The organism is Falsiroseomonas sp. HW251 (assembly GCF_050563545.1).
GTDB lineage: Bacteria > Pseudomonadota > Alphaproteobacteria > Acetobacterales > Acetobacteraceae > Falsiroseomonas.
Window position 1 is genome coordinate 125,938 of record NZ_JBNXUM010000006.1, and the last position, 19,139, is coordinate 145,076.

Annotated in this window: 17 protein-coding genes; 10 read left to right on the forward strand and 7 right to left on the reverse strand. The window is 71.8% G+C overall.

Going from position 1 to position 19,139, the window contains the following annotated elements:
- Window positions 1–54: 54 nt before the first annotated feature.
- The gene (locus tag ACLF3M_RS09115; RefSeq protein WP_430656591.1) at window positions 55–735 is read right to left on the reverse strand and encodes an orotate phosphoribosyltransferase; all 681 of its coding nucleotides are present in this window, start codon (window positions 733–735) and stop codon (window positions 55–57) included.
- The gene (locus tag ACLF3M_RS09120; RefSeq protein ID WP_430656592.1) at window positions 732–2,024 is read right to left on the reverse strand and encodes a Zn-dependent hydrolase; all 1,293 of its coding nucleotides are present in this window, start codon (window positions 2,022–2,024) and stop codon (window positions 732–734) included. Before ACLF3M_RS09120 ends, ACLF3M_RS09115 begins: the two co-directional genes overlap by 4 nt.
- A 75-nt stretch (window positions 2,025–2,099) precedes the next feature.
- Here ACLF3M_RS09120 and ACLF3M_RS09125 point away from each other — a divergent pair, with 75 nt between their 5' ends.
- Window positions 2,100–2,915, forward strand: coding sequence for a dihydroorotate dehydrogenase electron transfer subunit (locus tag ACLF3M_RS09125; RefSeq protein WP_430656593.1), 816 nt, complete (start codon window positions 2,100–2,102; stop codon window positions 2,913–2,915).
- Complete coding sequence (locus ACLF3M_RS09130) at window positions 2,909–3,841, forward strand: dihydroorotate dehydrogenase (RefSeq protein WP_430656594.1); 933 nt, start codon at window positions 2,909–2,911, stop codon at window positions 3,839–3,841. The genes ACLF3M_RS09125 and ACLF3M_RS09130 overlap by 7 nt, the downstream gene beginning before the upstream one ends.
- Before the next feature lie 54 nt (window positions 3,842–3,895).
- Here the strand turns inward: ACLF3M_RS09130 and ACLF3M_RS09135 are convergent, their stop codons facing one another.
- The 3 genes from ACLF3M_RS09135 to ACLF3M_RS09145 all read right to left on the reverse strand — a co-directional run bounded on the left by ACLF3M_RS09135 (window position 3,896) and on the right by ACLF3M_RS09145 (window position 6,036).
- Complete coding sequence (locus ACLF3M_RS09135; protein WP_430656595.1) at window positions 3,896–4,384, reverse strand: TspO/MBR family protein; 489 nt, start codon at window positions 4,382–4,384, stop codon at window positions 3,896–3,898.
- Between the two features lie 60 nt (window positions 4,385–4,444).
- Complete coding sequence (locus tag ACLF3M_RS09140; protein ID WP_430656596.1) at window positions 4,445–5,305, reverse strand: transglycosylase SLT domain-containing protein; 861 nt, start codon at window positions 5,303–5,305, stop codon at window positions 4,445–4,447.
- 167 nt (window positions 5,306–5,472) lie between these two features.
- Window positions 5,473–6,036 (reverse strand): hypothetical protein, encoded by a 564-nt coding sequence (locus ACLF3M_RS09145; protein WP_430656597.1) that lies wholly within the window; start codon window positions 6,034–6,036, stop codon window positions 5,473–5,475.
- Between the two features lie 315 nt (window positions 6,037–6,351).
- Here ACLF3M_RS09145 and ACLF3M_RS09150 point away from each other — a divergent pair, with 315 nt between their 5' ends.
- The 3 genes from ACLF3M_RS09150 (at window position 6,352) to ACLF3M_RS09160 (ending at window position 9,131) form a co-directional block, all read left to right on the forward strand.
- Window positions 6,352–6,501, forward strand: a complete 150-nt coding sequence (locus ACLF3M_RS09150) for a hypothetical protein (RefSeq protein ID WP_430656598.1) — start codon at window positions 6,352–6,354, stop codon at window positions 6,499–6,501.
- A gap of 88 nt (window positions 6,502–6,589) precedes the next feature.
- Window positions 6,590–7,480, forward strand: a complete 891-nt coding sequence (gene mmsB / locus ACLF3M_RS09155) for a 3-hydroxyisobutyrate dehydrogenase (protein WP_430656599.1) — start codon at window positions 6,590–6,592, stop codon at window positions 7,478–7,480.
- Between the two features lie 157 nt (window positions 7,481–7,637).
- Window positions 7,638–9,131 (forward strand): hypothetical protein, encoded by a 1,494-nt coding sequence (locus ACLF3M_RS09160; RefSeq protein ID WP_430656600.1) that lies wholly within the window; start codon window positions 7,638–7,640, stop codon window positions 9,129–9,131.
- A gap of 12 nt (window positions 9,132–9,143) precedes the next feature.
- On the opposite strand, the gene ACLF3M_RS09165 is transcribed toward ACLF3M_RS09160, so the two are convergent.
- Together ACLF3M_RS09165 and ACLF3M_RS09170 are read right to left on the reverse strand one after the other, a co-directional pair.
- Complete coding sequence (locus tag ACLF3M_RS09165; protein ID WP_430656601.1) at window positions 9,144–9,851, reverse strand: SDR family oxidoreductase; 708 nt, start codon at window positions 9,849–9,851, stop codon at window positions 9,144–9,146.
- Window positions 9,848–10,606, reverse strand: a complete 759-nt coding sequence (locus ACLF3M_RS09170; RefSeq protein ID WP_430656602.1) for a TIGR00730 family Rossman fold protein — start codon at window positions 10,604–10,606, stop codon at window positions 9,848–9,850. The genes ACLF3M_RS09165 and ACLF3M_RS09170 overlap by 4 nt, the downstream gene beginning before the upstream one ends.
- Before the next feature lie 40 nt (window positions 10,607–10,646).
- Here ACLF3M_RS09170 and ACLF3M_RS09175 point away from each other — a divergent pair, with 40 nt between their 5' ends.
- The 5 genes from ACLF3M_RS09175 to ACLF3M_RS09195 all read left to right on the forward strand — a co-directional run bounded on the left by ACLF3M_RS09175 (window position 10,647) and on the right by ACLF3M_RS09195 (window position 19,120).
- Complete coding sequence (locus tag ACLF3M_RS09175; RefSeq protein ID WP_430656603.1) at window positions 10,647–11,747, forward strand: MBL fold metallo-hydrolase; 1,101 nt, start codon at window positions 10,647–10,649, stop codon at window positions 11,745–11,747.
- Window positions 11,748–11,772: 25 nt separating this feature from the next.
- Entirely contained in the window at window positions 11,773–13,359 is a 1,587-nt protein-coding gene (locus ACLF3M_RS09180; RefSeq protein WP_430656604.1) for an MBL fold metallo-hydrolase RNA specificity domain-containing protein, read from the forward strand.
- Between the two features lie 21 nt (window positions 13,360–13,380).
- Window positions 13,381–15,408, forward strand: coding sequence for a M3 family metallopeptidase (locus ACLF3M_RS09185; protein ID WP_430656605.1), 2,028 nt, complete (start codon window positions 13,381–13,383; stop codon window positions 15,406–15,408).
- 77 nt (window positions 15,409–15,485) lie between these two features.
- The gene (locus ACLF3M_RS09190; protein ID WP_430656606.1) at window positions 15,486–17,567 is read left to right on the forward strand and encodes a hydantoinase/oxoprolinase family protein; all 2,082 of its coding nucleotides are present in this window, start codon (window positions 15,486–15,488) and stop codon (window positions 17,565–17,567) included.
- Window positions 17,564–19,120, forward strand: coding sequence for a hydantoinase B/oxoprolinase family protein (locus tag ACLF3M_RS09195; protein WP_430656607.1), 1,557 nt, complete (start codon window positions 17,564–17,566; stop codon window positions 19,118–19,120). Before ACLF3M_RS09190 ends, ACLF3M_RS09195 begins: the two co-directional genes overlap by 4 nt.
- Window positions 19,121–19,139: the final 19 nt, after the last annotated feature.

The window sequence follows — 19,139 nt, forward strand, 5'->3', positions numbered from 1 at the left end:
TGCCTTTGCCCTCCCCCGCAAGCGGGGGAGGGAGGCACCACTGCGGGGGAGGGCTCACGCCTTCCAGTTCGGATCCGGCGCCGCCAGCCCACCCCGCGCCGCTGACCAAGCGAAGGGGTCGGCCAGCCACGCCCGCAACGCCGCGAGCGATTCCTCCGGCAGCGCGGCGCGGGCCTCGGCCTCGGGCAGCACGTCGTCCCAGGTCGCGAGCGCGAAGAGCGTCGCGCCGATGTCGCTGACTTCCGTCACGACGCGGTCGAAGATGCCGTAGCTGAACAGCACGAAGACATGCCCGACCTCCGCCCCGGCCTGGCGCAGCGACCGCGCGTAGCGCGCCTTGCTGCGGCCGTCCGTGGTGACGTCGCTGACGAGCAGTGCGCGCGCGCCGGGGCGCAGCGCGCCTTCGACATGCGCGTCGGCACCGAAGCCCTGCGCGCGCCGGCGGACCGTCGTGAAGGGCAGGCGGAAGCGCTCCGCCAGCATCGCGCCCAGCGCGATGCCACCCTGTTCCGTCGCGGCGATCGCGTCGAAGCCGGCGTGCCCCGCGACGTCCAGGATGCGGCGTTCCGCGGCTTCCAGCAGCGCGGCGCGGGCCAGCGGAAAAGACAGCGCGCGCGGGATGTCGAGCCAGACCGGGCTCATCCAGCCGGAGGTCAGCACGAAGGGCCGGTCGGGCCGCAGCAGGATGCAGCCGGTGTCGAGCAGGATCTGCGCTGTCCTTCGCCCGATCGTCATGTCAGCACGTCCGCTCCGTTCAGCAGCACCTCGCGTAGCACCGCCGCGGCGGCGAGGAAGTCGTCCATGTCCATCGCCTCGTGCGGGTTGTGGCTGCCGTGTTCGTTGCGCACGAAGACCATGGCGGAGGGCACGCCGGCATTGGCGAAGATCGCGGCGTCGTGGCCGGCGCCGGAGGCGACCACCTCATGCGGCATTGCCGCGTCCCGGCAGATGCGGTGCGACAGCGCGAGCAGCCGCTTGTCCATCGCGGCCGGTGGCGTGCGCACGCCGGGGCCGAGCTCGATCCGTACGCCGCGCTCCCGCGCGATCTCCGCGGCCTCCGTGCGGGCAAGATCGCCGAAGGCATCCAGCGTCGCCTCGCTCTCGCTGCGCCATTCCAGGGTAAAGCGCACCTCGCCGGGCACGCGCGTCATGGCGTGCTCGCGCGGGTCGGTCGTGAAGATGCCGAAGGTCATGACGAGGTCCTCGCCGCGCTCGAGCAGCGTGCGCCAGGTGCCGTCCAGCCGCATGGCGAAGTCGGCGGCACCGAGCACGGCGTCGCGCCGCAGCCAGCGCGGCACGGCGCCGGAATGCGCGGCCTCCCCGGTCGCGCGCGCGTTGGGGTGGCGATGGTTGCCGCGGATGCCGGAGACGAGGCCGACGGGCACCTTGCGCGCGACCATCACCGGGCCCTGCTCGATATGCAGCTCCACGTAATGCGACAACGAAGCGGGATCGATCAGCGGTGTGCGCGCGGCGATTGGCGCGGTGTCCGCGCCTTCCCGCCGCATCGCCTCGCCCAGGGTCAGCGACGGGTCGCGCAGGTTCGGCAGGTCGAGCCAGGCGGGATCGAAGACGCCGAACAGCGCGGAGGAGCCGAGATAGGGGCGCCCATACCAGGCGCTCTCCTCGCCGCGCATGACGAAGAGCGTCAGGCTGCGCGCACGGCGCGTCTCGCGCGCGGCGTGCAGCAGCGCGAGCAGCCCCGCGATCACGCCCGCGGCACCGTCGTAGTTGCCGCCCTGCGGCACGCTGTCCAGGTGCGACCCGCAGGAAGCCGCGGGCAGCGCGGGATCGGTGCCGGGCAGGGTGACGCGCAGGTTCGCAGCCGCGTCCCAGGCGCAGCCGAGGCCGGCCGCCCGCGCGATCGCCTCGATGCGGCGCATCGCCTGCGTCTCGCCGGCCGCATAGGTCTCGCGCGTGATGCCGACGCCGTCATGCGATGACGTGCGCAGTTCCTCGAACAGCGCGCGCGCGAGCGCCGCGAGGTCGGGCGCGATGGCGAGCGTCCGGACGGCCAGGTCCATGCCCGACCATCGCGCGGCGCGTGGTGGCGGGCAAGCCGTGCTTGACTTCGCCCCGGCGCGCCCGAACATCGCGGGATGGACCTCGGGCCGGCCGCGCTGGTGGCCGAACGCAACGTCGCGGTGATCGAGAGCCAGCCCGTCGGGCGGCGCTATCACCGGCTGCTGCTGGACGCGCCGGACCTGTCGGCGGCGAGCAGACCCGGCCAGTTCTTCCACCTGCTCTGCCGCGACGGCGCGGGGAACGGGCCCTATCTCAGGCGGCCGATGAGCATCTGGCGCTGCGGGCCGGGCGAAGCGCTGGGGTTCCTGTTCCACGTGAAAGGGAAGGGCACGGCGGCGCTGGCGCGGTTGCGGGCGGGCGATGCGCTGTCGGTGGTCGGGCCACTCGGGCATGGCTTCACGCTCGATCCCAGCTGGCGGCGCATCCTGATCCTGGCGCGCGGCGTGGGGCTCGCGACGCTCGCGCCGCTGACCGGCGCGGCGGCAGCGATGGGCATCGCGGTGGACGCTGTGCTGTCGGCGCGCTCGCAGGACGACCTGATGGCCGAGGCGTTCGCGGGGGCGTCGGGCGCGCGCGTGACAGCGGTGTTCGACGCCGGCGGCACCAGCGAGGTCGGCGCAGTCGACGTCTTGTTGCGCGAACGCCTCGCGCAGGCGCGGCCCGATGCGGTCTTCACCTGCGGGTCGAACCGGTTGTTCCTGCTGCTGCAGCGCTTGGCCGCGGAGTTCGGCATTCCCGGCCAGGTCGCGCTGGAACAGCAGATGGGCTGCGGCCTCGGCATGTGTTTCTGCTGCGTCCGCCAGGTGCGCGACGAGCATGGCGAGATCGCGAACCTCCGGGTCTGCGCGGAAGGGCCGGTCTTCGACCTGCAGGCGGCGCTGGCATGGTAGACCTCACCACGCGCATCGGCGGCCTAACGTTGGCGAACCCGGTGATGCCGGCCTCCGGCACCTTCGGGCCCGAGCTCGCGCAGGTCTTCGACCTCGATGCGCTCGGCGCACTGGTGACCAAGTCCGTCACGCCGGAGTACCGCGCGGGCAACCCTCTGCCGCGGCTCTGCGAGACCGAGGCCGGCGTGCTCAACTCCATCGGCATCCCGGGCAAGGGGCTCGATCACTTCATCGCCCACGCCATGCCGGAGTGGCGGCGCTTCCGCGCGCCGCTGGTGGTCAGCTTCTCCGCCCCGAGCGTTGCTTCCTTCGCCGCCGGCGCGGCGCGGCTGGCGGCGACGCCCGGCATCGCGGCGATCGAGGCCAACATCTCCTGCCCGAACCTCGAGGAGGACGGCCGCGCCTTTGCCATGCATGCGGAGACCGCTGCGGCCGCCACCGCGGCGATGCGGCGCGCGGTGCCGGGGTTTCCGCTCTGGGTGAAGCTCTCGCCGAACACCGGCGACATCGCGGCGGTGGCCCGCGCGGTGGAGGCGGAGGGCGCGGATGCGCTGGTCGTCGCCAACACCATCCTCGGGCTCGCCATCGACATCGAGACGACGCGGCCGAAGCTCGGTTCCGGCATGGGCGGCTTCTCCGGCCCGGCCTTCAAGCCGATCGCGCTGCGGCTCGTCTGGCAGATCGCGCAGGCCGTGCGGGTGCCGGTGATCGGCGCGGGCGGCATCGCGACCGGCGAGGACGCCGTGGAGTTCATGATGGCGGGTGCCGCCGCGGTTCAGGTCGGCACCGCGACCTTCGTCAGCCCGACCGCGATGCTCGGCGTGATCGAGGGGCTGCGCGACTTCTGCGCGCGAAAGGGCGTGGCGCGCGTTGGTGAGCTCACCGGTGCGGCGCTGCCAAGCCGGCTGGCGAAAGCAGCGGAGTAGGTTGCGCCGCCCCCACCCCATCCCTCCCCCGCAAGCGGGGGAGGGGGAAACCGGCTACTCCGCCGGAAGCGGGTTGCCGTTCGCGGTGGGGTTCATCCGCCACAGCGTCCAGTTCAGAACGCCCGCGAAGGTCACCCAGGCGAGGTAGGGCAGCAGCAGCAGCGCCGCATCCTGCCGCACGCCGGCGAAGGCCAGGATCATCGCCAGGATGGAAAGCCAGAAGGCCACCAGCTCGTAGAACGCCAGGTCCATCCGGCGCAGGCCGAAGAACAGCCAGGACCAGGCGGCATTCAGCAGCAGCGACACCGTCCAGACCCCGATCTCGGGCCCGAAGCCCGTCCGCCTCCACACCAGCCAGCCCGCCACCGCGATGGAGGTGTAGAGCACCCCCCAGGCGGGCCCGAACAGCCAGTTCGGCGGGTTCCAGGAAGGCTTGTTCAGCCCGGCATACCAGGCGCCGGGCTTGAAGAAGGCGCCCGTCGAGGCCGCGGCCACCACCGCGACCAGGAACCCGCCCAGCCCGAGCCATTCGGTCATGTCCATGCCCCCTGAAGTGGGAAGGCGCCCGCCCGCTGTCGAGACGTTGCAGACCGCGGGTCGGCGTCAGCGCATCGCGACCGTGGCGGTCGCCCGGCCGTTCGGGTCGCGCAATCCCGTGGGGAAGGCGGCCTGGACCGGGCCGCGGCCGGCGATCGGGGTCGGGACCAGGCGATAGGCCTCGATCCCCCGCCCGGTCGGCGCGGCGTTGGTGGCCGGCAGGGGCAAGCGGTCGGCGCCGTTCGACAGCATGCCTCCGCCGCCCATCGCCCCTCCGCCCATTGCCCCGCCGAAGGTCGCGCTGGCCATCGGTGCGCGGATCGTGATGGCGTTGGCCGGCGCCGGCAGGGATGGGCCGAGGCGGAAGGGCACGCCGGGGATGGCCACCGCCGGGAAGGGCCGGGCCATCTCCTCGGTCCAGGCGGACATGACGCGCTGGCGATAGGGCTCGGCGTATTCCGCCGTCGCGGAGTGATAGGCGCTGGCCGCCCGCGACCAGTCGTTGCGAGGGGCGTAGAGCTCGGTCAGGAAGCGCGCGGCGTAGCGGGCGTTGGTGATGGGGTCGAAGGCCGCGTCCAGCGTGGGGAAGGCGTTTGGGTGGTGGCGCAGGTTGATCTGCATGCACCCCACGTCGATGGACCGCGCCCCCCCGGCCCAGAATGCCTGGACGGCGGCAATCGCTTCCGCCTTGGAGGCAAAGAAGTACCCCCGCCCCTCCACGTTGATGGTCCAGGGCCAGGGGTGGAAGGACCCGGTGACGGGGTCGCGCCGGCCGGATTCGATCCGCCCGATCGCCATCAGCAGGTGCGGCGGCAGCCGGGCTTCCCGCTCGGCGGCCTGGATGGCGCCGCGGCAGAGCAGCCCCTGCTCGGCCAGCGCCGGCGCGGCGAGGATCAGCGGGAGGAGAAGCGCGAGGAGACGGATCATGCCCCGGCCACGGCAACCGCCATGCCAGACCGCCCGACCTCACGCTTTTGGAGTTTTACCACTTTAGCCCCGGCCCCGTTGCAGGCTTCGGACAAATTCCACCGCCGGGCGGGGCTTGGCAAGGACTTGTTGCACGAAGCCTACAAAAAATCAAGGAATTACAGGGCTTAAAGGATAGCGGGGGAATCGTTGCGCGGGGCCTCGGGCGCACCCTGGGGCGGGGCCTGGGACGCCGCGCCGGGGGGCGGCTCGGCCGGGATCTCGGTCGGGGCGGCCTGGCCGGGCAGGGTGTAGTCGGCGACGATCCGCGCCTGGTTACCCGCGATGACCAGCACCCTCAGCCCGACCTCGAGCGGCCGGGCGTCGCGCTGGGTGACCGAGACCAGGTCCCCGTTCATCTTGCGCACGATGTATTCGAAGGCCGTGGTGTCGCCGGCCACCCGCTCCGCCGCCGTGCCGAAGAGGCTGCCGAGCAGCGCGCCCCCCACCGCCCCGATCGCCCCGGTCATGTTGCCGCCCGGCGTCTGGCTGCCGATGATCCCGCCCGCCGCCGCGCCGGTCGCGGCGCCGGTGGAGCCCTCGGCCTGCACGTTCACGCCGCGCCGGCCGATGATCACGCCCTGCTCGACGCGGTTCATCTGCTGCACCGCGCGCGTGGCGTAGGTGTCGGGGGAGTAGCGCTCGCCGCAGGCGGCAAGGACGAGCGGCAGCAGGATCAGGACGGCGCGCATGGCGGCGCCGGCATAACCCTCCGGCCCGCCCCGCACCACCCCCGATGGAGGCAGTCTGTCCCTGCCCAAATCCGGGGTGGCCGGGTTTCCTGACCGTCCGCTCAGCGAATGGCCGGTGTCGGAACGAAGTCGGCGCCCACGAAGGTGACGTTGCCGCCCCCCCCGGCCCGGCCCATGCGGCGCCGGTGCCCATCGAGCACGACGTCGCTGCGCGCGAAGACGGTCGCCGGTTGGACCGCACGCCCGGGCCGCCCGCCTGGACACGCCCGGCATCGGCCGGGCAGGATGACGACCCTCTTCCGAGGAGCGATTCGAATGCGTTACGTCTTCGGCATCGCGCTGCTCGCGCTCACCGGCCTCGCGGGCTGCGCGCAGCAGCAGAACCAGGGCGGCGCGCCCTGCATCCCGCCCATGGCCATCGACGTCACCGGCAACTGCGTCAACGTGATGGAGCGGCGCCGTTGACGAGGCCCGCGCGCGTCACCTGGCCCGCGATAGGTGACGCGCGGGCGCGCCGCGCCTAGCCTTCCGCCTCGTCACGGGGAGGAAGGGCATGGCACGCATCGGCTTCGTCGGGCTGGGCAACATGGGCGGGCCGATGGCGCGCAACCTGGCCAAGGCCGGGCACGAGGTCGCGGTGTTCGACATCGTCCCCGATCTCGTCGCGCGCTGCGTCGCCGCCGGCGCGACCGGCGCGGCTTCCGCCGCGGAGGCCGCGCGCGGCGCCGAGGTGGCGATCACCATGCTGCCCGCCGGCCAGCATGTGCGCGACGCCTGGCTGGGTGCCGGCGGGATGGCGGCCGCCAGCCCGCCGGGCGCGGTCCTGGTGGACTGCTCCACCATCGACGTCGCGACGGCGCGCGAGGTCGCGGCGGGCTGCGGCCGGCCCTTCCTCGACGCGCCGGTCTCGGGCGGGGTGATGGGGGCGGAAGGGGGCACGCTCACCTTCATGGTCGGCGGGCCCGATGACGCCTTTAGCGCCGCCGAGGGGATCCTGAAGCAGATGGGGCGCGCCGCGATCCATTGCGGCGCGGCCGGCGCGGGCCAGGCCGCCAAGGCCTGCAACAACATGGTGCTCGCGGCCACCATGGTCGCGACCTGCGAGGCCTTCGTGCTGGCCGAGCGGCTAGGCCTGACCCACCAGGCGCTGTTCGACGTGATGTCGAAATCCTCCGGCCAGTCCTGGAGCCTGACGAGCTACTGCCCGGTGCCGGGCCCGGTGCCGGGCAGCCCAGCCAACCGCGACTACCAGCCGGGCTTCGCGGCGGCGCTGATGCTGAAGGACCTCGGCCTGGCCGCGGCCGCGGCCGGGCAGACCGGGACGGCGACGCCGGTCGGGGCGCAGGCGCTCGCGCTCTATCGCGCCTTCGTGGAGAACGGCGGCGGCGGGGCCGACTTCTCCGGCATCATCGCCATGCTGCGCGCGGGCGGGAACGCCGGCTGATCCAGCCGCCCGGCAAGCGGGAACGGGTCGCGTTGCGTCGCCGCGGGTTGATTCGGCGCCCCTTCGGCTTGCGCCGGGGTTGCCGGGGATGGTTTCATTCCTGGCAGGGATGCCGGCCGAGGCCGGCTCGACCACCACCCCAGGAGACGCGCGCGGGATGCTCATCAGCAGGCTTGTCGTCGCCCTCGGCCTGGCCACCCAGCAGGAGGTGGACCAGGCGCTGGCCGAGCAGCGCCGCACCGGCCGCCGGCTGAAGGACATCCTGACCGGGATGGGCACGGCCGGGCCGGACGCGATCGAGCGCGCCTTCCGCACGCTGCCGGTCCAGCCGCTCGGGATCGAGGACCTGCACATCAACCGCGGCATCGCCCGCGACGTCTTCCTCAAGGCCGCCTCGCTCGGCCTCACCTCGAACATCGCCTCCGTCTCGGCCGAGCTGCATGTCTCGAGCCGGGTCGCGACCCAGCTGATCGAGGAGGCGCGGCAGCTCAAGCACATCGAGTTCAAGCCGAGCAGCGCCGGCGACATCCAGTTCTCGCTGAGTGGCGAGGGCCGCGCCCAGGCCGAGGCCGCCTTCGAGTCCTGCGCCTATGTCGGCCCGCTGCCGGTGTCCGTGGAGGACTACGCCGCGCGCATCCGCCTGCAATCGGTCTACGGGGAACTCGTGACGCCGGAGCAGGTGCAGGAGACCTTCGGCGACATGATCATCCGGGAGGAGGTGCTGCGCGACATCGGCGCGGCGGCCAATTCCTCCCGCTCGGCGCTGCTCTACGGGCCGCCGGGCAACGGCAAGACCACGATCGCGGAGAAGATCGGGCGGCTCTTCCAGTCCTTCGTCTTCATCCCGCACGCCTTCGAGGTGGCGGGCCAGATCGTGCGGGTCTTCGACGGCTCCATCCATCACCCCATCAGCGACGACGCGCTGCTGGCGCTGGGCGACCGCGGCCCGGTGTCCATCGTCGCGGAGGAATACGACCAGCGCTGGGTGCCGTGCCGGCGGCCCTTCGTCTTCGCCGGTGGCGAGCTGACGCCGGAGATGCTGGAGCTGAACTTCAACGACATCGCGAAATACTACGAGGCGCCGCTGCAGGTGAAGGCGAACAACGGCGTCTTCCTGATCGACGATTTCGGCCGCCAGATCATCCCGCCGCGCGTGCTGCTGAACCGCTGGATCGTGCCGATGGACCGGCGCGTGGACTACCTCAAGCTCAACACCGGCAAGAGCTTCTCGCTGCCCTTCGACGCGCTGCTGCTGTTCTCCACGAACATCGGCCCGGAGGAGCTGATGGACCCGACCTTCCTCCGCCGCATCGCGCACAAGATCGAGGTCGGCGGGCCGAACGAGGCGGAGTTCCGCGCGATCTGCCATTCGGTCTCGGCCAAAACGGGCATCAAGCTCAGCGAGGAATCGATCGACTACGCGCTGGAGCGGATCAAGGCGTCGGGCGCGCAGGTCGCGGCGTTCCAGCCCGGCTTCATCCTGGACCAGATCCGCGACCTCCGCCGCTTCCTCGGCTCGCGCCAGCTGGACGAGCGCAGCCTGGTGGATTTCGCGCTGCGCAACCTGCTGGCCGGCACGGGCGAGCGCGGCTTCGGCCTGCCGACCACCGCGGCGACGCCGATGACGGCGCAGGGCTTCGAGCTGAGATAGGGCGTCGCGCGCCTACTCCGCGTAGATCATCTTCCGCGTCATCCCGCCGTCGCTGACGAATTCGGCGCCCGTCACAAAGCCGCTTTCCGGCCCGACCAGCCAGGCGACGAGCGCGGCGACGTCGTCGGGCGTGCCGACCCGGCCGGCGGGGTGCTGGGCATGGTCCTCGGGCCGCAGCGCCTCACCCTTGGTGTGGATCCAGCCGGGGCTGACGCAGTTGACGCGCACATCGGGGCCGAGGCTGACCGCGAGCGCATGGGTCAACGCGACCAGCCCGCCCTTCGACGCGCTGTAGGATTCCGTATTCGCCTCCGACTGCCGCGCGCGGGTGGAGGCGATCGTCACCACCGCGCCGCGCGAGGCGCGCAGCATCGCCTCGGCGCCGCGGACCAGCAGGAAGGTCGCCGTGAGGTTGGTGCCGATGACGCTGTTCCAGTCATCCAGCGTCAGCTGCGCGATCGGCTTGCGGATCATGAAGCCGGCATTGGAGACCAGCGCGTCGAGCCGCCCTTCCTGCCGCGCGATGCCGTCGAGCAGCGCGACGACATCGGCTTCGCTCGAGACGTCGGCGATGACGTGCCGGGCGGGCAGGTCCGCCGGCGGCGCCTCGCGATCCGCCACCACGGCGCGATACCCGTCGCGTGCCAGCCGACGCGCGGTCGCAAGCCCGATGCCCTTCGCGCCGCCGGTGATCAGCGCGACCTTGCCCTGTTCCGTCATGCGCGGAGCCGAACGCCGGCGTCGTCCAGCAGATGCCAGGCGGCTTCGGCTCCGGCGGCGAAATGCAGAAGCTCCATGTCCCCGGGCGCGATCATGCCTTCCTCCACCAGCACCTCCCAGTTGATGAGCCGTCGCCAATAGGCCTCGTCCACCAGCACGACGGGCACGCGGCCCATGCGGCCGGCCTGGCGCAGCGTTAGGATCTCGAACAGCTCGTCCAGCGTACCGAAGCCGCCGGGGAAGACCACCAGCGCGCGGGCGCGCATCGCCAGGTGCAGCTTGCGGATCGCGAAATAGTGGAACTGGAAGGTCAGCTCCGGCGTGGTGTAGGGATTGGGCTGCTGTTCGTGCGGCAGGCGGATGTTGAAGCCGATGGCCGGCGCGCCGGCATCATGCGCGCCGCGGCACGCCGCTTCCATCAGCCCTGGCCCGCCGCCCGTCGCGATGACGTTGTCGCGCAGCCCGGCCACAAGCTGCAGCGCGCCGCCGCGCTCGCTCGCGATGCGGCCGAAGGCGCGGGCCTCGGCGTACCAGCCTGCGTGGTGGGGCGGCCCGTCCTCCCGCAGGCGGGAGGAGCCGAAGACCACGATGGTGGACCGCACGCCCCAGGCGCGCAGCGCTTCCTCGGCCTTCTCCGTCTCGATCTGCAGCCGGACGCCGCGCATCGCGGGGCTGAGCAGGAAGTCGCGGTCGAACAGCGCGAGGCGATAGCTCGGGCCCTGGCGCGGCTTCCCGTGGCGGGGCGGGCTGGCCATGCGTGATCCTCCTGCCGTCACAATCCGGCAATCCCGGGGGATGGCAAGACAGGGCGCGCGTGCCGCGGGGCTGTCCGGGCCCGCCGCGCGCGGCTATTCATCGCCGGGCATGACGGACGGTGCATCCCTGACGCTGCGTCTCCCCTTCGCGGAGCCCCCCGCCCCCGGCCGCGCGACCGAGGTCGCGCCGGGCGTGCTGTGGATGCGCTTCGCGCTGCCCTTCCGGCTGGACCACGTGAACGTCTACCTGCTGGAGGACGGGCCGGGCTGGACGGTGGTGGACACCGGCCTCGGCGACGCCGCGACCGAGGCGTTGTGGCTCCGCGCGCTTGACGCGCTGCTCGGCGGGCGGCCGGTGCAGCGCATCGTCGCCACGCACTTCCATCCCGACCATGCGGGGATGGCGGGCTGGCTGTGCCAGCACACCGGCGCGCCGCTGCTGATGAGCCAGACGGAATACCTGACCAGCCTGACGATCCAGCTGCGGCCGGAGATGCTGCGCTCCGAGCCCTATCTGAGTTTCTATCGCGACCACGGCCTGGCGGAGGACGTCACGCAGGAATTGCTGTCGGGCGGGCAACGCTACCTCGAGATGATGACGGGCCTGCCGCGCACCTTCCGCCGCCTGGTGGCGGGCGAGGCGCTGGAGATCGGCGGAAGGCGCTGGGAGGTGCTGACCGCCGGCGGCCATGCGCCGGAGCAGGTGATGCTGCATTGCCGGGCGGACCGGCTGCTGCTGGCGGCCGACCAGATCATGGTGCGCATCTCGCCCAACATCAGCGTGCAGGCGATGGACCCCGATGGCGATCCGCTCGGCATCTACATCCGCTCGCTGGCGGCGCTGAAGCGCGACGTCGCGGAGGACACGCTGATCCTGCCCGGCCACCACCAGCCCTTCATCGGCCTGCACCGCCGCGCCGACGAGTTGCTGGCGCATCACGACGCCCGCTGCGAGGCGATCCTGCAGGCCTGCCGCGACGCGCCGCGCACGGCCGCGGCGCTGGTGCCCGTGGTGTTCGGCCGCGTGATCGCCGACCCGCACCAGATGGGCTTCGCCTTCAGCGAGGCCCTCGCGCATGTGAACTACCTCGAGCGCGCGGGCCGGCTGGTGTTCCGGGACGGCGGCTACCGGACGACCTGACCATCCTCGCCGCGGGGAGGCGCACATGGCGATCGGCCTGAAGGTCTGCGGCGCGGCGCGCGAGGTCACGGGGCTGTCCCTGCTCTTCGACACGCCGGGCGGCCGCGTGCTGGTGGATTGCGGCATGTTCCAGGGGCCGAAGACGCTGAAGGCGCTGAACTACGAGCCCTTCCCCTACGATCCGACCAGCGTGGACGCCGTGCTGCTGACGCATGCGCATATCGACCATTCCGGCCTGCTGCCGAAGCTGGTGAAGCAGGGCTTCCGCGGACCCATCCACACGACCGAAGCCACGCGCGACCTGTGTTCGGTGATGCTGCCGGACAGCGGCCACATCCAGGAGACCGAGGTCGAGCAGCTCAACCGCCGCAACCGCCGCCGCGGGCGCGATCCCGTGCAGCCGATCTACACGGCCGAGGATGCGGAACGCGCGATGGTCGCCTTCCGCCCGCTGGACTACGGCGCCTGGATCGAGCCCGTCCCCGGCCTGCGCGCGCGCTGGTGGAACGCGGGGCACATGCTGGGCTCCGCGTCCATCGAGCTGGAGTTCGACAGGCCCCGCATGCGTGTGATCGTATCGGGCGACATCGGGCCGGACCTCGGGCCCATCCAGCGCGATCCCGAAGGACCGACGGAGGGCGCCGATCACGTGGTGATCGAGAGCACCTATGGCGACGAGGACCGCGTGGATGTCGCGCCCGCCGCCCGCCGCGCCGCGATGGCGAAGCTGGTGCAGGCGGCGTCGCGGCAGAACGGCGCGCTGCTGATCCCCGTCTTCGCGGTGGAGCGCGCGCAGGAAGTCGTGCTGGACCTCGTGACGCTGATGCGCAGCGCGCAGGTGCCGCCCGCCGACATCCACCTCGACAGCCCGCTCGCCTCGCGCGCGACAGCGGTCTTCGAGAAGCACGCCGCGATGCTGGAGGATGGCGCGGCAATGCGCACGGCGCTGTCGGACCATCGCGTGCATCACGTCGAGGACTGGCAGCAGAGCGCGCAGCTGTCGCGGCAGGAAGGATTCCGCATCGTGCTCGCGGGCAGCGGCATGTGCGATGCCGGGCGGATCCGCGCGCATCTCAAGGCGAAGCTCTGGGATGCGCGGACCGTCGTGGCGCTGGTCGGCTTCCAGGCCCAGGGCACGCTCGGCCGCCTGCTGCTGGACGGGGCGGAGCGCGTGAAGATCCAGGGCGAGGCGATGCGCGTCGGGGCGCGGATCGAGAAGATCGAGGGCTATTCCGGCCATGCCGACGGGCCGGAGCTCGGCCGCTGGCTGCAGGCGCGCGGGACGGTAAGCGGCGGCGTCTTCCTCGTGCACGGAGAGGAGGAGGCGATCGAGGGGCTGGCGAAGCGCGTCGTCGGGCGGGGTATCGCGCCGGACGAGCGCATCTTCCGCCCCGTGCTGGACGAGGCCTTTCGTCTGATGCCGGGCAGGGTCGAGCGCGACGGGGCCGGTGGCCAGCGCCGGGCGCGGCCGGAGACGGTCGGGCATCCCGACTGGCACAACGCCCGCGCCGCCCTCACCCTGCAGATCGAGGAGGCGCTGGAGAAGGCGCGCGACGACCGGACCCGTGCGGTGCTGCTGGACCGGCTGAGGCGCGCGCTGGACGCAAGCTGAAACCAGGGCCAGATAAGGGTCATGACGACAAACCCGCTGCTCGAGACCTGGACCACGCCCTTCGGCGTCCCGCCCTTCGATCGCATCCGCGAGGAGCATTTCGCGCCGGCCTTCCAGGCCGCAATGGACGCGAACCGCGCGGAATACGCCGCGATCGGCGCCGATCCCGCGCCGCCCGACTTCGTCAACACGATCGAGGCGCTGGAGCGCGCGGGCAGCCTGCTCAACCGCGTCGGCGCGGTGTTCTGGAACCTGACCTCCAGCCTGTCCACGCCCGCCCTGCAGGAGGTGGAGCGCGACATCGCGCCGCGGCTCGCGCGGCACAACATGGAGATGGCGCTCGACCCCGGCATCTGGCGCCGCGTGGACGCGCTGTTTGCCCGGCGCGCGGAGTTGACGCTGGATCCCGCCCAGGACCGGCTGCTGGAACGCACGCATCGCAGCCTGGTGCGCTGCGGCGCCGCTCTGGACGAGGTGTCCCGCCAGCGCCTGACCGATATTTCCACGCGGCTCGCCACGCTGCACACGCAGTTCGGGCAGAACGTGCTGGCCGACGAGAACGAGTGGCAGATGGTGCTGACCGAGGCCGACCTCGACGGGCTGTCCGCGGGCCAGGTCGCGGCCGCGAGGCACGCGGCGGAGGAACGCGGTGCGGATGGCTACGTCATCACGCTGTCGCGCTCCTCGGTCGAGCCTTTCCTGACCTATTCCGCGCGGCGCGACCTGCGCGAGAAGGCCTGGCGCGCCTGGGTGCAGCGCGGCGCGCTGGATCCCGCGCGCGACAACGCGACGCTGATCCGCGAGATCCTGGCGCTGCGGGCCGAACGCGCGCGGCTGCTCGGCCACAGCGACCACGCGGAATTCCGCCTGGCCGACACCATGGCGAAGAGCCTTGAAGCCGCGGAGGCGCTGCTGCGCGCGGCCTGGGAGCCCGCAAAGAAGCGCGCGGACCAGGAACGCGCCGAGCTCGAGGCGCTGGCCCGCGCCGAGGGCCACAACGGCCGGATCGAGGCCTGGGACTGGCGCTTCTGGGCGGAGCGCGCGCGCCAGGCCAAGCACGATTTCGACGGCGCCGCGCTGAAGCCGCATTTCGAGTTGGAGGCGATGCTGCGCGCGCTGTTCGCGACCGCGCGCAGGCTCTTCGGCGTGAGTTTCGAGGAACGCCGCGACATCCCGGTCTACCACCCTGATATCAGAGCCTTCGAGGCGAAGAACCCCGACGGCAGCCATCGCGGCGTCTTCCTGCTCGACAACTTCGCCCGCACGGGCAAGCGGTCCGGCGCCTGGATGAGCTCGTATCGCGTGACCGATGCCTTGGACCAGCGCGTCTCGCCGATCACCGTCAACAACAACAACCTGGCCAAGGCCTCGCCGACGCTGCTGTCCTGGGACGATGCGCGCACGCTCTTCCACGAGTTCGGCCACGCGCTGCACGGCCTGCTGAGCACCGCGCGCTATCCGTCGCAGGCCGGGACCGCGGTGCTGGGCGACTTCGTGGAGTTCCCGTCGCAGGTGCTGGAACACTGGCTCTCCGTGCCGGAGACGTTGCGCGAGCACGCCCGCCACCACGAGACCGGCGAGCCGCTTCCGGAGGCGCTGCTGGCCAAGCTGCTGGCCGCCCGCAACGAGGGCCAGGGCTTCGCGACGGTGGAATATGTTGGCTCCGCGCTGATCGACCTGGCGCTTCACCGCCACCCCCAGCCCGAGACGCTGGCTTTAGAGGAATTCGAGCAGGAATTCCTCGACACCATCGGCATGCCGCCCGCGATCGGGCTGCGCCACCGCCCCATCCATTTCAGCCATCTCTTCAGCGGCGGCGGCTATGCAGCGGGCTACTACTTCTACATGTGGGCCGAGGTGCTGGACGCCGACGGCTTCGCCGCCTTCGAGGAAGCGGGCGATCCCTTCGACCCCGCGCTGAGCGCGAAGCTGAAGGCGATCTACGAGGCCGGCGACACGCGCGACCCGATGGAGCTCTACGTCGCCTTCCGCGGCCGAAAGCCTAAGGTGGATGCGCTGCTGAGGAAGCGCGGCCTGCTCGCGGCCTGATTGACGCCCCAGGGGGGCTCGGCCACGCTCGCTGCCGAACGGGCGTCCGGAGCTTCCGACGGACGCGGGAGGAAGGCGTGGCCGAGACAGGTGCCGGATTCGCCCTCGCGGTGGATATTGGCGGGACCTTCACCGACGTCGTGCTGCGCCATCGCGACGGGCGCGCGGTCACCGACAAGACGCTGACGACGCATCGCGACCTGCTGGAAGGCTTCTTCCGCGCGGTGGACCTCGCGCTGGGCCGCGCCGGCGTCGCGCCGGCCGCGGTGGACGACGTGACGGTCCATGCGACGACGCTGGTGACGAATGCGGTGATCGAGCGCCGCGGCCCGCCGACGGCGCTGGTCACCACGCAGGGTTTCCGCGATGTCCTGCGCATCCGGAACGAGCATCGCTACGACATGTTCGATCCGCAGATCGAGTATCCCGAGCCCCTGGTTCCGCCCGAGCTCACCTTCGGCCTGGACGAGCGCGTGCTGGCGGATGGGCGGGTGGCAAAGCCGGTGAACCCCGACGAGGCCGCGGCGCTGGCGCGCGAGCTTGCCGCGCGCGGCGTGAGCGCCGTCGCGATCTGCCTGCTGAATGCCTACCGCAACGGTGCCAATGAACGCGCGGCGCGCGACGCCATGATGCGCGCGGCGCCGGGCCTGCACATCGCAATCTCATCCGAGGTCTCGCCCCAGATCCGCGAATACCCCCGGACCTCCACCACGGTGATTAACGCCTACACCCAACCCCTCGTCGCGCCGTATCTGGATGCGCTGGCGGCGGAGCTGACGCGCCGCGGCTTCCCGAACCGGCCGCTGATCATGCTGTCCAATGGCGGCGTCGTCGGCGGCCAGGTCGCCGGCGCCTTCCCCGTGCGCATGATCGAAAGCGGGCCGGCCGCCGGCGCGCTGGCGGCGACGCATTTCGCCGAATTGCTCGGCACGGACCGGCTGCTCTCCTTCGACATGGGCGGCACCACGGCCAAGGCGTGCCTGATCCTGGACCGCAAGCCGCTGGTCGCCGGTGAGTTCGAGGTGGACCGCCGCTATCGCTTCAAGCCCGGCAGCGGCTTCCCCATCACCATCCCGTCGGTCGACATGATCGAGATCGGCGCGGGGGGCGGGTCCATCGCGCGCATCGACAATCTCGGCCTGCTGAAGGTCGGGCCGCGCAGCGCGGGATCGGAGCCCGGGCCGGTCTGCTACGGCCGCGGCGGCGGTGAACCGACGGTGACGGATTCCGACGTCGTGCTCGGCCTACTGGACGCGGAGCGGTTCCTCGGCGGCGACATGAAGCTGGATCGCGCAGGGGCGGAGGCGGCCTTCGCGAAGCTGGGCGAACGGCTTGGCGTGGATGCGGTGACCGCCGCGCGCGGCGTGTTCGAGGTGGTGTGCGAGAACATGGCCGGCGCCGCGCGCGCCCATGCGACGGATCGCGGCATCGACTGGCGCGGGCTTCCGATGCTGGCCTTCGGCGGCGCCGGCCCGGTGCATGCCTGCCGTGTCGCGGAACTGCTGGACTGCGCGCAGGTGATCTTCCCGCCGATGGCGAGCGTGCTGAGCGCCTTCGGCACGCTGGTCTCCCCGGTGCGGCTCGATCTCGTGCGCTCCTCGCTCGACACGCTGTCCACCCTGGACTGGGACGCGGCGAGCGCGCTGATCGAAGGGATGGCGGCGGAGGGCCGCGCGGCGCTGGCGGAGGCGGGTGTCGCGGAAGCCAACGCGACCTTCTCGCTTGGCGTGGATTGCCGCTACCGCGGCCAGCAGAACGAGGTGACGACGGAGATCCCGATGGCGGTCGCGGAATCCGGCGACGCTGCCGCGCTCCGCGCCGCTTTCGAGGAAACCTACGAGACGCTCTATGGCATCCGCCTGCCCGATGTGGAGGTGGAGGTCGTGACCTGGCGGCTGGCCGCGCGCGGGCCGATCCCCGCGGCGTCCCCGCCGCCGATCCCGGGCGGCGCGCCAGCCGCGCCGCGTACGCATCGTGTGGTCGCGGTGGAAGCGGCGGCGCCGTCCGTGCCGGTCTATGACCGCGCCTCGCTCGCGGTCGGGCAGCGCGTCGCCGGCCCCGCGATCATCGAGGAACGCGAGACGACGCTGGTTGTCCTGCGGGGCTGGGTCGCGCAGGTCCACGCGTCAGGCGCGGTGATTGCGGAGCGCGGCTCATGACGAGTTTCGACGGCATCACGCTCGAGATCCTCTGGTCCAACCTCATCGCGACCGTGACCGAGCAGGCGCGCGCTCTGCAGCGCATCGCCTTCAGCCCGATCGTGCGGGAGGCCGGCGACCTCGCCACCGCGCTCTTCGACCGCCAGGGCCGCATGGTCGCGCAGGCCGTCACCGGCACACCCGGCCACATCAACAGCCTCGGCATGGCGGGACAGCATTTCGTGAAGCGCTTCGCGCCGGACACGCTCTCGCCCGGCGACGTGCTCATCACCAACGATCCCTGGCTCTCGGCCGGGCACTTCTTCGACATCACCATCATGACGCCGGTCTTCCGGGGCGATCGCTGCATCGGCTTCTTCGGCAGCACCATCCACCACACCGACATCGGCGGCTACGGCGTCGGCGCCGGCGCGCGGGACGTGCATGAGGAAGGGCTCTGGATCCCGCTGGCGAAGCTGTATGAGCGCGGCACGCCCAACGCGCTGCTCTTCGACATCATCCGCCGCAACGTCCGCACGCCGGAGCATGTCGCGGGCGACCTGGCCGCGCAGGTCGCGGCGGGGCGCGTCGGTGCGGATCGGCTGAACACGCTCTGCGACCGCCAGGGGCTGGACGACATCGAGGCGCTGAGCGTCGCGGTGCTGGACCGGTCGGAACTGGCGACGCGCGATTCCATTCGCAAGCTGCGTGCCGGCACCTACCACGGCGAGAGCATCTTCGACGTGCCGGGCGGGCTGCAGATCACGCTGCGCTGCGCGGTCACCATCGATGCCAAGGCCGGCGAGATGACGATCGACTTCGCGGGCTCCTCGCCCGAGGCGCCGATCGGGATCAACGTCGTGCTGAACTACACGGCGGCCTATGCGAATTTCGCGGTGCGCGCCTGTCTCGATCCCGACCTGCCCAACAACTGGGGCAGCCTGCGGCCGGTGAAGGTGATCGCGCCCGAAGGCTGCATCGTGAACTGCCGCTATCCCGCGCCGGTGAATGCGCGCCACGTCGTCGGGATGTACGTGCCCTTCCCCGTGCTGAAGGCGCTGCACCAGGTGATGCCGGACCGCGTCGTGGCGGAGGGCTCCGGCGCGGTCTGGACGATCCAGATCCAGGGGCGCGACGAGCAGGGGCGGCCCTTCACCTCGTCCATGTTCAACTACTCCGGCGGCATGGGCGCGCGGCGCGGCAAGCCCGGGCTCGACGCGACCTGCTACCCCACCGGCGTCGCCGCCGTCCCGGTCGAGGTGCTGGAAGCCGCGATGCCGATCGAGTTCACGCGCAAGGAGCTGCGCCCGGGATCGGGCGGCGAGGGCCGCCAGCGCGGTGGCGACGGGCAGCTCATCGGCTATCGCATGCGCACGCAGGACCCCTGGCTGCTGAACCTGGTCGCCAGCCGCACGGAACTCGGGCCCGAGGGCATGGAAGGCGGCGGCCCTGGCCAGGCCGGGCGCTTCCTGGTGAACGGCAAGCCCGTCAACGAGGCGCGCAAGATGGTCATGCAGCCCAGTGACGAGGTGCTGATGGAAACGCCGGGCGGCGGCGGCTACGGTTCCACCTGAACAACAAGGGGAGGGGCGC